This window comes from Bacillus sp. Je.9.29.b (genome assembly GCF_051129925.1).
GTDB classification, from domain to species: Bacteria; Bacillota; Bacilli; order Bacillales; family Bacillaceae; genus Bacillus; species Bacillus safensis.
The window spans coordinates 246,803-260,300 of sequence record NZ_JBCPSO010000002.1; the positions used below are offsets into that span (position 1 = coordinate 246,803).

The 13,498-nt window shown below is 42.6% G+C and carries 11 protein-coding genes and 1 other annotated feature; of the genes, 10 read left to right on the top strand and 1 reads right to left on the bottom strand.

Annotation, left to right across the window (positions count from 1 at the left end; genetic code table 11):
* Positions 1–23: 23 nt before the first annotated feature.
* The gene (locus tag AAZR19_RS04510) at positions 24–1,067 is read right to left on the bottom strand and encodes a lactonase family protein (protein ID WP_034621158.1); all 1,044 of its coding nucleotides are present in this window, start codon (positions 1,065–1,067) and stop codon (positions 24–26) included.
* A 433-nt stretch (positions 1,068–1,500) separates the two neighbouring features.
* On the opposite strand from AAZR19_RS04510, the gene ilvE reads away from it, so the two are divergent.
* The 10 genes from ilvE to tig all read left to right on the top strand — a co-directional run bounded on the left by ilvE (position 1,501) and on the right by tig (position 13,452).
* Complete coding sequence (gene ilvE, locus AAZR19_RS04515) at positions 1,501–2,415, top strand: branched-chain-amino-acid transaminase (protein WP_039180440.1); 915 nt, start codon at positions 1,501–1,503, stop codon at positions 2,413–2,415.
* 8 nt (positions 2,416–2,423) lie between these two features.
* Positions 2,424–2,671, top strand: a binding site (T-box leader).
* Between the two features lie 122 nt (positions 2,672–2,793).
* Positions 2,794–4,518: an acetolactate synthase large subunit gene (gene ilvB / locus AAZR19_RS04520; protein WP_434702425.1), complete on the top strand. Its 1,725-nt coding sequence runs from the start codon at positions 2,794–2,796 to the stop codon at positions 4,516–4,518.
* Complete coding sequence (gene ilvN / locus AAZR19_RS04525) at positions 4,515–5,033, top strand: acetolactate synthase small subunit (protein ID WP_041107116.1); 519 nt, start codon at positions 4,515–4,517, stop codon at positions 5,031–5,033. The genes ilvB and ilvN overlap by 4 nt, the downstream gene beginning before the upstream one ends.
* An 18-nt stretch (positions 5,034–5,051) precedes the next feature.
* Positions 5,052–6,080, top strand: a complete 1,029-nt coding sequence (gene ilvC, locus AAZR19_RS04530) for a ketol-acid reductoisomerase (RefSeq protein ID WP_024423187.1) — start codon at positions 5,052–5,054, stop codon at positions 6,078–6,080.
* Positions 6,067–7,620 (top strand): 2-isopropylmalate synthase, encoded by a 1,554-nt coding sequence (locus AAZR19_RS04535; protein WP_024423186.1) that lies wholly within the window; start codon positions 6,067–6,069, stop codon positions 7,618–7,620. Before ilvC ends, AAZR19_RS04535 begins: the two co-directional genes overlap by 14 nt.
* An 18-nt stretch (positions 7,621–7,638) precedes the next feature.
* Positions 7,639–8,739 carry a 3-isopropylmalate dehydrogenase gene (leuB, locus tag AAZR19_RS04540; protein ID WP_434702428.1) on the top strand — a complete coding sequence of 367 codons (1,101 nt, stop codon included), beginning with the start codon at positions 7,639–7,641 and terminating at the stop codon, positions 8,737–8,739.
* Between the two features lie 36 nt (positions 8,740–8,775).
* A complete protein-coding gene (gene leuC, locus AAZR19_RS04545; protein WP_041107112.1) occupies positions 8,776–10,191 on the top strand; it encodes a 3-isopropylmalate dehydratase large subunit in 1,416 nt (471 codons plus the stop codon).
* A gap of 13 nt (positions 10,192–10,204) precedes the next feature.
* Positions 10,205–10,804, top strand: a complete 600-nt coding sequence (gene leuD / locus AAZR19_RS04550; protein WP_024423183.1) for a 3-isopropylmalate dehydratase small subunit — start codon at positions 10,205–10,207, stop codon at positions 10,802–10,804.
* 125 nt (positions 10,805–10,929) lie between these two features.
* Entirely contained in the window at positions 10,930–11,937 is a 1,008-nt protein-coding gene (gene ddcA, locus AAZR19_RS04555; protein WP_041107110.1) for a DNA damage checkpoint antagonist DdcA, read from the top strand.
* Between the two features lie 240 nt (positions 11,938–12,177).
* Positions 12,178–13,452 carry a trigger factor gene (tig, locus tag AAZR19_RS04560; RefSeq protein WP_202738764.1) on the top strand — a complete coding sequence of 425 codons (1,275 nt, stop codon included), beginning with the start codon at positions 12,178–12,180 and terminating at the stop codon, positions 13,450–13,452.
* Positions 13,453–13,498: the final 46 nt, after the last annotated feature.

Genomic DNA, 13,498 nt, shown 5'->3' on the forward strand with positions numbered 1-13,498 from the left:
TCCGTTATTGGAGGCTTTTTTCTTTACCCTAAAAATTTCACGCAAACTGGATGAGGGACGGTAATGTCTGATTGTAAGACAGTAAGTCGTCCTGTTTCTTTGTCGCGTTTGTATAACACGAGATTGCTAGATTCTTGGTTTGAACCGACGAGGAATTCTTCTGTTGGATCAAGCACAAAATCTCTAGGCCAGTTACCTTCAGAAGAAGCAATCTCGACAAGACTTAATTGACCGTCAGCGTCTGTTTTAAAAATCGCAATGCTGTCATGACCGCGATTTCCTGCATAAACAAATTGTCCGTCTGAAGAGACATGAATGGCACTGCCTTGATTGTTCTCTGTAAAATCGCTTGGAATGGTCGCGATTGTTTGGATCTCTTCAAAATGACCATCTTCAAAGTAACGAAGCACAATGACCTCGGAGCTTAGTTCTGTCATTACATATGCCACAGGTTTCGTTGGGTGGAATGTGATATGACGAGGTCCGCTGCCTGGCTTTGTTTCAAATGTATGAGCAAGCTCAAGTTTGCCGTCTTCTTTCTTATACGTATAAATTCCATCTGTTCCAAGGTCAACAGCCACTGCAAATTGTTCATCTGGCGTGAGACCCATAAAGTGAGTGTGCGGTTTTTCCTGACGATCTTCGTTAGGGCCAGTTCCTTCATGCTGCGCCTGTGAGAGCGTGCGGATCACTGAGCCATTTTCAGCATCGATTTCATACATCTCTGCTGTCCCTTTATGATAATTCGCTGTATACGCTGTTTTCGTTTGACTGTCCACGCTGACGTGGCAAGGAGAAGCTCCATCGGCAAGCTCTTGGTTGATGAAGTGAAGTCTGCCTGTTGTCGAATCAATTTGATACGCAGCAAGGCCGCCCTGTGATCCTTTTTTCACAACAGCATAAACAAACTTTTGATCCTCTGACACGGTTAAATATGTAGGATTTTCAAGTTCAGCAGCGACTTCTACTTGCTCAATCTGCTGCTTGTCCGTATTTAATGTAAACGTATAAACGCCTTTACTGTCTCCCTTAGTATACGTACCGATATAACCTCTGATGTTAGCCATGTATTGCCCTCCTTCTATTAGATGCTCTCATTCTATCATAAATTCATAGGAAAACGCTTTAGAAAGGCATGCCAAAAGAAAAAACAAAGTCAATGAAATTTCACAATATTCATCAAAAATGTTGTGAAAAAATATCACAAAAGTTTTCTCAAAAGAAAACCGTTCATGTAAAGTAAATAAATTGAAGAAAAAATACAAAAAATTTTAAGTTTTTTCATTCCTTGTCTAGCAAAGGTGTAAGCGTATACATTTAATTTTGATTAGTCTAAATTGTCTAATAATTTTAAAAATGCTGTTGACACTGTATGGAAAGCGGCGTAAGATGGGTTCAACAAAAGCTAAACAAACACGCAGTGCAAGCGAGAGACACTTCAATATAAAGTGTCTGAAAATTCAACTACTTTTTGTTTGAAAGAGAGGGTGCTCACTGAAAATGGAAGACCAAAAGGAACAGTGGATCTTTTTAAACGATGAACTCGTGAAAAAAGAGGATGCGAAAATTTCAGTTTACGATCATGGCTTCTTATATGGCGACGGTGTTTTCGAAGGGATTCGCGTGTATAACGGAAATATCTTTCGAATGAAAGAACATTTAGACCGCCTGTATGATTCCGCTAGATCCATTATGCTGAACATTCCATATTCACTTGAGGAACTCACGGAAAAAATGATTCATACAGTTGAAAGGAACGGCTTAAAGGACGCCTATATCCGCCTTGTCGTCTCAAGAGGAGCAGGTGATCTTGGATTAGATCCTAACAACTGCGGGAGAGCCAATACAGTGATCATTGTAGAGCCGCTGGCCATTTTTCCAAAGCACCTATATGAAACGGGTATTGATATTGTGACGGTTCCAACAAGACGAAATCGTCCAGATGTCCTTAGCCCAAAAGTGAAATCATTAAACTATTTGAATAACATTCTTGTCCGAATCGAAGCCCATATGGCCGGTGTGAGTGAAGCGCTGATGCTGAACGATCAAGGGTACGTGGCGGAAGGTTCTGCAGACAACGTGTTTATTTATAAAAAAGGCAAGCTTTATACACCGCCAGGTTATATCGGCGCACTTGAAGGCATTACAAGAAATGCCATCATGGAGATTGCAGAAGACTTAGGCTACGAAGTGAAAGAAGAACCATTCACAAGACATGATGTGTATACAGCTGAAGAAGTATTTCTAACAGGAACCGCAGCCGAAGTCATCGCCGTTGTAAAAGTTGACGGCCGTACAATCGGTGAAGGAAAACCTGGGTTCCACACAAACAAACTTCTTGAACAATTCCGCAAGCGAGTAGTTGAAGAAGGAGAAAAAGTCGTTTTTACAGATGAAAACATTCATGCAAGTTAAATAGATATCGATAAACGTTGAAGAGGACTAGTAGCTTTAGAGTCAGTATCTACAGAGAGCCGGTGCTAGCTGGAAACCGGTGTTACTTTCTAAAGTGAACTCACCTCTGAGTGTCTGCTTGAAATGATAGTAGGGCAGACCGAGTGACATTGCTCACTCGTTACCAAAATGGACGAAAGATGTCCATGAGACGGCAGCAGGATATGCCGTGAACAAGGGTGGTACCGCGAAAAAACAAAGCTTTTTCGCCCCTTTGACCTAGTGAAAAGTAGTGTCATTGTGGGGTGAGAAGGCTTTTTTATATGGTCTCATATCTCTATCTTGAATAGAAAAGGGTGAAAGGACTTGACTGAAGCAAGACAAAGAGGAGGAAATCAAATGGGGACAAATGTACAAATGGAGACGGAAAAATCAAAAGCGCCACAAACGATGAACGGTGCACTCATGTTAATTGAAGCACTCAAAAGAGAAAAAGTAGAAGTCATTTTCGGCTATCCAGGCGGAGCAGTTTTACCAATCTACGATAAAATTTACGATTCTGGTTTATTTCATGTCCTGCCAAGACATGAGCAGGGAGCGATTCACGCAGCAGAAGGATACGCAAGAGTATCTGGTAAACCAGGTGTTGTCATTGCAACATCAGGGCCGGGAGCGACAAACCTTGTGACAGGGATTGCAGATGCAATGATTGATTCACTTCCCCTTGTTGTATTCACAGGGCAGGTGGCAACGTCAGTCATTGGATCGGATGCTTTCCAAGAAGCTGATGTACTCGGCATCACAATGCCAATTACAAAGCACAGCTACCAAGTAAGAAATCCAGAGGAATTACCGGGTGTCATTAAAGAGGCATTCCATATCGCAACAACAGGCAGACCTGGTCCAGTTTTGATTGATATTCCAAAAGATGTCGCAGGCATTGAAGGAACGTTTGAATATGATCAGCCAATTGATTTACCTGGTTATCAGCCAAAAGTAGAGCCGAACTATTTGCAAATTCGCAAATTGGTAGAAGCTGTCAGCAGAGCGAAAAAACCAGTCATTCTAGCAGGAGCCGGCGTACTTCATGGCAAAGCATCTGAAGAATTAAGACAGTATGTAGAGCAGCAGCAAATCCCAGTCGCTCATACACTGCTTGGACTTGGCGGATTCCCGGCAAAGCATCCTCTTTTCCTAGGGATGGCCGGTATGCATGGCACATATGCAGCGAACATGGCTCTTCATCAATGTGACCTGCTCATTTCAATCGGAGCAAGATTTGATGACAGGGTAACAGGCAACCTTAATCATTTTGCGAAACATGCGAAGGTGGCTCATATTGACATCGACCCAGCGGAAATCGGCAAGAACATTCATACCCATATCCCGGTTGTTGGAGACAGTAAGCTCGTTCTTAAAGAGCTGATCAAGCAGGACGGGAAGCAAGGGGAATCAGACGAATGGAAAAATCAATTAGATCAGTGGAAGGAAGAATATCCACTCTGGTACGTTGAAAACGAAGCAGAAGGCTTTAAGCCTCAAAAGCTGATTGAATACATTCATCAATTCACAAAAGGTGAAGCCATTGTCGCAACTGATGTCGGACAGCATCAAATGTGGGCGGCACAGTTCTATCCATTTGAAAATGCAGATAAGTGGGTCACATCTGGAGGTCTTGGCACAATGGGCTTCGGATTACCAGCAGCCATCGGCGCTCAGCTGGCTGATCAAGAGGCAACCGTTGTGGCGATTTTAGGAGACGGAGGTTTCCAAATGACCCTGCAAGAACTTGCCGTTATCCGTGAGCTGAACCTTCCAGTCAAAGTGATTGTACTCAATAATCACAGCCTTGGAATGGTAAGACAATGGCAAGAAATTTTCTACGAAGAACGCTACTCACATTCTAAATTTTCAGAGCAGCCAGACTTCGTCAAATTATCTGAAGCTTATGGCATTAAAGGAATCAAAATCTCATCAGACGAAGAGGCGAAAGAAAAGCTTGAAGAAGCCTTAACCTCTAGAGAGCCTGTTTTCATCGATGTCAATGTAGCGCGAGATGAAAAAGTATTCCCGATGGTAGCACCGGGGAAAGGACTTCATGAGATGGTGGGGGTGAAACCTTGAAAAGAATTATTGTGTTGACTGTATTAAATCGATCAGGCGTACTGAACAGAATCACAGGCCTCTTTACTAAAAGACACTACAACATTGAAAGCATTACGGTCGGCCATTCTGAGATTCAAGATGTATCACGCATCACGTTCGTCGTCCATGTAGACCAGGAGAAAGACATCGAGCAGCTGACAAAACAGCTGAACAAACAAATCGATGTTCTGAAGGTAACAGACATTACAAACCAATCAATCGTTCAGCGAGAGCTGGCTTTGATAAAAGTCGTATCTGCACCAGCATCTAGAATGGAGATCACGGGGGTCATTGAACCGTTTAGAGCTTCTATTGTAGATGTGAGCAGAGAGAGTGTCGTCATTCAGGTGACAGGTGAGTCTTCAAAAATTGAAGCACTCATTGAATTACTTAAGCCATACGGCATTAAAGAAGTCGCCAGAACTGGCACTACGGCCTTTGCGAGAGATAATCAGCAAAAGCTGCAAACAAATAAAACAATTTCAATTGTCTAAACAAAAGGAGAGAGTCAAATGGTAAAAGTATATTATAACGGTGATATTCAAGAAAACGTATTAAATGGTCAAAAGGTAGCAATCATTGGTTACGGTTCACAAGGTCATGCACATGCATTGAACTTAAAAGAAAGCGGCGTAGATGTGATCGTCGGCGTAAGAAAAGGTGGATCTTATACAAAAGCACAAGAAGACGGCCATCAAGTATTCACAGTAAAAGAAGCAGCAGCACAAGCAGACGTCGTGATGGTACTACTTCCAGATGAGCAGCAAAAGAAAGTATATGATGAAGAAATCAAAGATCAATTAGAAGCTGGCAACTCACTTGTATTCGCACACGGATTCAACGTTCACTTTCATCAAATTGTTCCTCCAAGTGACGTAGACGTGTATCTTGTAGCTCCAAAAGGTCCAGGACATCTTGTGAGAAGAACATATGAGCAAGGCGCTGGTGTACCTGCCCTATTTGCTATCTATCAAGACGTATCTGGCCAAGCAAAAGACAAAGCACTTGCTTATGCGAAAGCGATCGGCGGAGCAAGAGCGGGCGTTCTTGAAACAACATTTAAAGAAGAAACAGAAACGGATCTTTTTGGTGAGCAGGCAGTTCTTTGTGGAGGTCTTACTTCACTAGTAAAAGCAGGATTCGAAACGTTAACAGAAGCTGGTTATCAGCCAGAGCTCGCATACTTCGAGTGTCTGCATGAACTAAAATTGATCGTTGACCTTATGTATGAAGAAGGATTAGAAGGCATGAGATATTCAATCTCTGATACAGCACAATGGGGTGACTTCGTATCAGGACCACGTGTTGTGGATGCAAAAGTAAAAGAATCAATGAAAGCTGTTTTGACTGATATCCAAAACGGTACATTTGCAAAAGAATGGATTGTTGAAAACCAAGTGAATCGTCCACGTTTCAATGCGATCAATGCAAATGAAAATGAGCACCAAATTGAAATCGTTGGTAGAAAGCTTCGTGAAATGATGCCTTTCGTTAAACAAGGAAAGAAAAAGGAAGCGGTGAGCGTCGGTGCGGAAAATTAATTTTTTTGACACAACACTTCGAGATGGAGAGCAATCACCAGGAGTGAACTTAAATGCACAAGAAAAGCTAATCATTGCAAAGCAGCTTGAGCGCCTTGGGGTTAATATCATCGAAGCGGGTTTTCCCGCTTCATCCCGAGGGGATTTCTTAGGCGTACAAGAAATTGCAAGAACGATTAAAAACTGTTCTGTTGCTGGTCTTGCACGATGTGTGAAAGGTGACATTGATGCTGCATGGGAAGCATTAAAAGATGGAGTGGAGCCAAGGCTTCATGTCTTTATTGCCACTTCTGACATTCACCTGAAGCATAAACTAAAGAAAACACGTGAAGAAGTCGTAGAACAGGCAGTCGCAATGGTGAAATATGCGAAAGAACGTTTTCCAGTTGTCCAATGGTCAGCAGAAGATGCGTGCCGTACAGATCTTGCTTTCTTGGCAGAAATTGTAGAAAAGGTCATTGACGCTGGGGCGAGTGTCATTAACTTGCCAGATACAGTTGGATACCTAGCGCCAAAAGAGTACGGTAATATTTTTAAATATATGAAGGAACACGTTCCGAATATCGACCGCGTCAACTTGTCCGCTCACTGTCACGATGATCTAGGAATGGCTGTGGCAAACTCACTTGCTGCCATTGAAAATGGAGCAGATCAAATTGAAACGGCTGTCAACGGAATTGGCGAGCGCGCTGGAAATGCCGCGTTAGAAGAAATTGCAGTAGCTCTTCATATTCGAAAAGATTTTTACCAGGTGGAATCAACGATTCAATTGAATGAAATTAAGCGTACAAGTGATGTAGTGAGCAAATACTCAGGAATGATTGTGCCGCGTAATAAAGCAGTCGTTGGAAACAACGCATTTGCACATGAATCAGGTATTCACCAAGATGGTTTCCTCAAAGAAAAAACAACCTATGAAATTATTTCTCCAGAGCTTGTCGGCGTGACAACAGATGTGCTTGTCCTTGGAAAACACTCCGGAAGACACGCGTTTAAAGACCGCATGAAAACACTAGGCTTTAAACTAACGGAAGACGAAATCAATAAATTCTTTGAGACTTTCAAGAACTTGACAGAGAAGAAGAAAGAAATTACAGATGATGACTTGATCTCTATTATATTAGAAGAAAAAGTAGCAGATCGAAAAATCGGCTACGAATTTGAAAGTCTGCAAGTACACTATGGAACAGAACAAATGCCAACAGCAACAGTTTCTCTGAAAAATCAAGAAACACAGGAAGTCATTCAAGAAGCAGCTACAGGTGCAGGCAGTGTAGAGGCTGTGTACAACACGCTTGAGCGCTGTATGGAAGAAAGAATTCATTTGCTGGACTACCGCATTCAATCAAATGGAAAAGGCAGAGATGCACTAGCAGAAGTATATGTCACTGTTTCAATAGAAGGAAAAGAAACAGCAGGACGCGGTGTAGCGCAAGATGTGCTTGAAGCATCGGCGAAAGCTTACGTCAATGCGGTGAACAGGCATTTAATCTTCAAATCAAATCTGATTGAAATTGAAAAACATCACGCGATCTCATAGGAAAGGAGGAAGGTTCTCATGAAAAAGAAAATTGCACTTTTGCCCGGCGATGGAATCGGACCGGAAGTCGTGACATCTGCAGTCGCCGTCCTTCAAGAGACAGCGGCTCAATTTAGGCACGAATTCGAATTTGAAACTGCGCTTATTGGCGGTATCGCAATAGATGAAAAAAACAACCCGCTTCCAAAGGAAACAGTAGATGTATGCAAAAACGCTGATGCGATTTTATTAGGAGCAGTCGGCGGACCAAAGTGGGATCAAAACCCGCCAGAGCTCCGTCCAGAAAAAGGCCTGCTCGCCATTCGTAAACAGCTGGACTTATTTGCCAACATTCGCCCTGTAAAGGTGTTCGATAGCTTAAGCGAGGCATCTCCGTTAAAACAGGATCACATTAACGGAGTTGATTTCGTCATCGTTCGTGAATTAACAGGTGGTCTCTATTTTGGTGAACCAAGCGAACGCTATACGGATGATGAAGGAAAAGAAGCTGCCGTTGACACGCTCCTTTATACAAAGGAAGAAATTGTCCGCGTATTAAAAGAAGCGTTCGACATGGCCTTAACAAGACGGAAAAAAGTGACGTCTGTGGATAAAGCGAATGTTCTTGCTTCTAGTAAACTATGGCGGGATGCAGTAGAAGAAGTTGCTGCTCAATATCCAGAAGTTGAATTTGAGCATATGCTCGTCGACAATGCTGCCATGCAGCTGATTTACAAGCCCGCTCAATTTGATGTCATTGTGACGGAGAATATGTTCGGTGATATTTTAAGTGACGAAGCTTCTATGATTACTGGATCACTCGGCATGCTGCCATCTGCTAGTTTATCAAGCACAGGCCTTCATTTATATGAGCCAATTCATGGTTCAGCACCCGATATTGCGGGGCAAAACGTTGCAAACCCTCTGGCAACCATTTTATCAGCAGCAAGCTTGCTTAGAACTTCCTTTGCATTAGAAGACGAAGCGGCTGCAATAGAAGAAGCTGTGGAAACTGTTCTTGCCTCTGGCAAACGAACAAAAGATTTAGCAGCAAAAGAGGGAACTTATCAAACGACTGAAGAAATCACTAATGCGGTTGTAGACGCACTCAAGCAGCGCGTGCAAACCATTGTAAAATAGAATCTTGTGGAATTAGATAGAGGGAGGAAAAGGGTTATGCCTCGAACAATCATCGAAAAAATATGGGATCAGCATGTAGTCAAAAGCGGCGAGGGGAAACCAGACCTTTTATATATTGATCTGCACTTGGTGCATGAAGTGACATCACCTCAAGCATTTGAAGGATTAAGACAAAAAGGGCGCAAGGTGAGAAGACCTCAAAACACGTTTGCGACGATGGATCACAACATCCCAACTGTGAATCGATTTGTGATCAAAGATGAGATTGCTAAAAAGCAAGTGAGTGCTTTAGAGCGCAACTGTGCGGAATTTGGCGTTCGTCTTGCTGACCTTCACAGTGTTGACCAAGGAATCGTCCATGTCGTTGGACCTGAGCTTGGATTGACACTTCCGGGGAAAACAATCGTTTGTGGAGATAGTCATACATCAACTCACGGCGCGTTTGGTGCACTTGCCTTTGGGATCGGTACAAGTGAGGTTGAACATGTACTTTCTACACAAACACTTTGGCAGCAGCGTCCGAAAACGCTAGAAATTAGAGTAGACGGAAAGCTTCAAAAAGGGGTAACCGCCAAAGATGTCATTTTAGCCGTCATTGGTGCGCACGGCGTGAAGTTCGGCTCAGGTTATGTCATTGAATACACTGGGGAAGTATTCAGAAACATGACAATGGATGAGCGGATGACCGTTTGTAATATGTCAATTGAAGCAGGCGCAAGAGCAGGATTGATTGCACCTGATGAAATCACCTTCGAATATTGCCGCGGCCGCAAATATGCACCGCAGGGCGAAGACTTCGAAGCAGCTATTAAAGAATGGGAAGAACTTAGAACAGATCCAGGTGCAACCTACGATAAAACCATTGTGTTAGATGGAAATAAGATTTCACCAATGGTTACGTGGGGAATTAATCCAGGAATGGTACTGCCTGTGGATGCATCGATCCCAGGACCTGAGGACTTTGCACAAGAAGATGATCAAAAAGAAGCGATTCGTGCTTATGAATACATGGGTGTCCATCCGCATCAGCGTATAGAAGATATTACGATTGAGCATGTCTTTATCGGCTCATGTACGAACTCAAGAATGACTGATTTACGCCAAGCCGCTTCTATGATTGAAGGACAAAAAGTAGCAGATCATGTCAGAGCGATTGTGGTGCCAGGCTCTCAAAGTGTCAAATTGCAAGCAGAAAAAGAAGGTCTTCATGAAATCTTCCTTGAAGCAGGATTTGAATGGAGAGAATCAGGCTGCAGTATGTGCCTTAGTATGAATAACGATGTGGTACCGGAGGGCGAACGCTGCGCGTCCACATCAAACCGTAACTTTGAAGGGCGTCAAGGGAAGGGTGCGAGAACGCATCTTGTCAGCCCGGCAATGGCTGCAATGGCTGCGATACATGGCCGATTTGTCGATGTCAGGAAGTTTAATCAAGAGAAAACAGTCGTGTAAGGAGTTGTCATAGATGGAGCCTTTAGTCACTCATAAAGGAAAAGCCGCTGTGCTTAACCGAATCAATGTAGATACAGATCAAATTATTCCGAAGCAATTTTTAAAAAGAATCGAACGAACAGGATATGGCCGCTTTGCCTTTTTCGACTGGCGTTATTTAGCCGATGGCAGCCCAAATCCAGATTTCGAACTGAATCAGCCAATCTATGAAGGAGCATCCATTTTGATCGCAGGGGAGAACTTTGGCTGCGGATCATCTAGGGAACATGCTCCTTGGGCGCTTGATGATTATGGCTTTAAAATTGTCATCGCACCATCATTTGCAGATATATTTCATCAAAACTGCTTTAAAAATGGGATGCTTCCGATTCGCCTTGATTATGATGTGTGGAAAACCTTCGCTGCGTCATATGAGAACAAAGGGTATGAGATGACGGTTGATCTTGAAAAACAGCAGATAGAAGATCACGAAGGGAATATCACCCCTTTTCAAGTCGACCCTCACTGGAGAGAAATGCTCCTAAATGGTTATGATGAGATTTCATTAACATTACTACTAGAAGATGACATTCAAGCATTTGAAGAAAAGCGCAGCAGCTGGCTGCGCGCTTAAGCAACGAGAAGCTGTCCGCCCGAGGTGTGACGGCTTCTTTTTTGCATGAAAACCTCTCGTTACTTGTGTTTACTAATCTTCGTTGGTAAACTGATAAAAAATATGCGCCCGAAAGGAACGTAAGCATGAAGCATGACAAGAAGAAAGATAATGTCATTTTGTTTCCTGGTCTGAAAGAAAGACTGATTGAAAAAGGAATGGCAGCATTAAAAGATAAACAGTATCAAGAGGCGCTTCACTTGTTTTCAGAAGCTAAATCGTACGATGACGATGAAGAATCCGATATTCACCTCGGAATGGCCATTTGTTTTCTGGAGCTGGGTGAGCTGCAGGATGCAAAGCGTGTTTGTGAAAAAATGCTGCATGAAGGATATGGCCACTATTTCACTGTGCTCCAAGTGTATATGACGATCCTCATTCAGCTGAAAGAATATGAAGAAGTCAAACAGACGATTGAGGCTGTGCTTGAGGAAAACCACCTTCCGGCAGAAAGTGCGGAGCATTTTTACAAGCTGCTCGAATTTAGCAGAAAAATGATTGAATCACCTGAAGAGATTTTAGATGAAGATGAGGACGCCGGAAGTGAGGTCAACATAGATGATATGCTGAAGCGGCCGGAAGAACAGGTCCAGTTCATCCATTCATTGAAAGACCGGAATATTACACCGCACATGGGTCTATTAAATACCATCTTACAAAACCCTGATGGGAACCCTTTGGTCAAATCAATGATCCTGCAGCTTCTGGCAGATCATGATGTGGCAAAGCCGGTTCATGTGACAAAATTCGGTGATTCATTAACACTTATTCCTTCTGAGGCTGTAAAGCCAGAGCAGATGCCGCTTCTTCAGCAAGTCCTTCGTATGCTTGATGACACGCTTGGCAATGAGAATCCGACCCTTTACCAAGGCGTGGAAGAGTTATGGCGCCGGCACTTATTTGTGCTGTATCCATTTCTTCCTAAATACACAGATCCAAGTCTTTGGGCAGCGGCACTTCATAAAGTCGGCTATGAAATGCATGGGATTGAGATTGAACTCGAAGAATTGCATCTATTGTATGAATTTAACGAACGAGAGCTGAGAGAAGCTTGCACAATGCTGAAAGATATTGAAGAAATTTCTTATTTGTAATTTGTCGATTTAGTTGAAAGACGGACTTGTTATGTTATAATATAATGGTTGTATTTGTGCATATATAGTGCAGTTGTCAGATTCCAACGGTTGAAAGACGATATGTATAATCAAGTCAAATGTTGTATACATAATGCAAGCTTCTTAGCGGAGTGCGTGGTTTTTGATTGGACGAAGTCTTTATGATGCTTTAGAATGGAGCAACGCACAATCTGAATAGATTTTTGGAGGGAAACACACATGTCAGTAAAATGGGAAAAACAAGAAGGTAACGAAGGCGTTCTAACTGTAGAAGTTGACGCTGAAACATTTAACAAAGCACTTGATGATGCATTTAAGAAAGTGGTTAAGCAAGTATCGATCCCTGGATTCCGTAAAGGGAAAGTACCACGTGGTCTTTTCGAGCAGCGTTTTGGTGTAGAATCTCTTTATCAAGATGCATTAGATATTCTTCTTCCGGTTGAATATCCAAAAGCAATCGACGAAGCTGGTATCGAGCCAGTTGACCGCCCTGAAATCGATGTTGAGAAAATCGAAAAAGGCGAAAACTTAATCTTCACTGCAAAAGTAACAGTGAAGCCTGAAGTAAAACTTGGTGACTACAAAGGTCTTAACGTAGAAAAAGACGACACAGCTGTCACTGATGAAGATGTACAAGAAGAGCTAAAAGGCATGCAAAACCGTCAAGCTGAGCTTGTTGTCAAAGAAGAAGGCGCAATCGAAAACGGCGATACAGTTGTTCTTGATTTCGAAGGATTCGTTGATGGAGAAGCATTCGAAGGCGGAAAAGCTGAGAACTACTCTCTTGAAGTAGGTTCTGGTTCATTCATCCCTGGTTTCGAAGAGCAATTAGTTGGTCTTGAAGCTGGCGCTGAAAAAGACGTAGAAGTTACATTCCCAGAAGAATACCATGCTGAAGACCTTGCAGGTAAACCAGCTGTATTCAAAGTGAAAATTCATGAAATCAAAGCAAAAGAACTTCCAGCACTTGACGATGAGTTCGCTAAAGATGTTGATGAAGAAGTAGAAACGCTTGCTGAGTTAACTGAAAAAACGAAGAAACGTCTTGAAGAAGCAAAAGAAAACGAAGCAGAAGGAAAACTTCGTGAAGAGCTAGTTGCGAAAGCTTCTGAAAATGCGGAAGTTGACATCCCACAAGCGATGGTTGACACTGAGCTAGACCGCATGATGAAAGAATTTGAACAACGTCTTCAAATGCAAGGAATGAACCTTGAGCTTTACTTCCAATTCTCTGGACAAGATGAAGATGCGCTGAAAGAACAAATGAAAGAAGATGCTGCTAAACGCGTAAAATCTAACCTAACACTTGAAGCAATTGCTGCTGCAGAAAACTTACAAGTGTCTGACGAAGAAGTGGAAGAAGAACTTTCAAAAATGGCTGAAGCATACAACATGCCACTTGAAAATATCAAACAAGCGATCGGATCTACTGAAGCAATGAAAGAAGATCTAAAAGTTCGTAAAGCAATTGATTTTCTTGTAGAAAACCGTTAATATGGTGCATAATAATAAAACAGGGCGCGAGTGACTCGTGCCTTGT

What these genes read in the sequence shown, in the direction of transcription:
- AAZR19_RS04510 (WP_034621158.1), bottom strand. Translation starts at nt 1,067, where the DNA reads ATGGCTAACATCAGAGGTTATATCGGTACGTATACTAAGGGAGACAGT.
- ilvE (WP_039180440.1), top strand. Translation starts at nt 1,501, where the DNA reads ATGGAAGACCAAAAGGAACAGTGGATCTTTTTAAACGATGAACTCGTG.
- ilvB (WP_434702425.1), top strand. Translation starts at nt 2,794, where the DNA reads ATGGGGACAAATGTACAAATGGAGACGGAAAAATCAAAAGCGCCACAA.
- ilvC (WP_024423187.1), top strand. Translation starts at nt 5,052, where the DNA reads ATGGTAAAAGTATATTATAACGGTGATATTCAAGAAAACGTATTAAAT.
- leuB (WP_434702428.1), top strand. Translation starts at nt 7,639, where the DNA reads ATGAAAAAGAAAATTGCACTTTTGCCCGGCGATGGAATCGGACCGGAA.
- leuC (WP_041107112.1), top strand. Translation starts at nt 8,776, where the DNA reads ATGCCTCGAACAATCATCGAAAAAATATGGGATCAGCATGTAGTCAAA.
- leuD (WP_024423183.1), top strand. Translation starts at nt 10,205, where the DNA reads ATGGAGCCTTTAGTCACTCATAAAGGAAAAGCCGCTGTGCTTAACCGA.
- ddcA (WP_041107110.1), top strand. Translation starts at nt 10,930, where the DNA reads ATGAAGCATGACAAGAAGAAAGATAATGTCATTTTGTTTCCTGGTCTG.
- tig (WP_202738764.1), top strand. Translation starts at nt 12,178, where the DNA reads ATGTCAGTAAAATGGGAAAAACAAGAAGGTAACGAAGGCGTTCTAACT.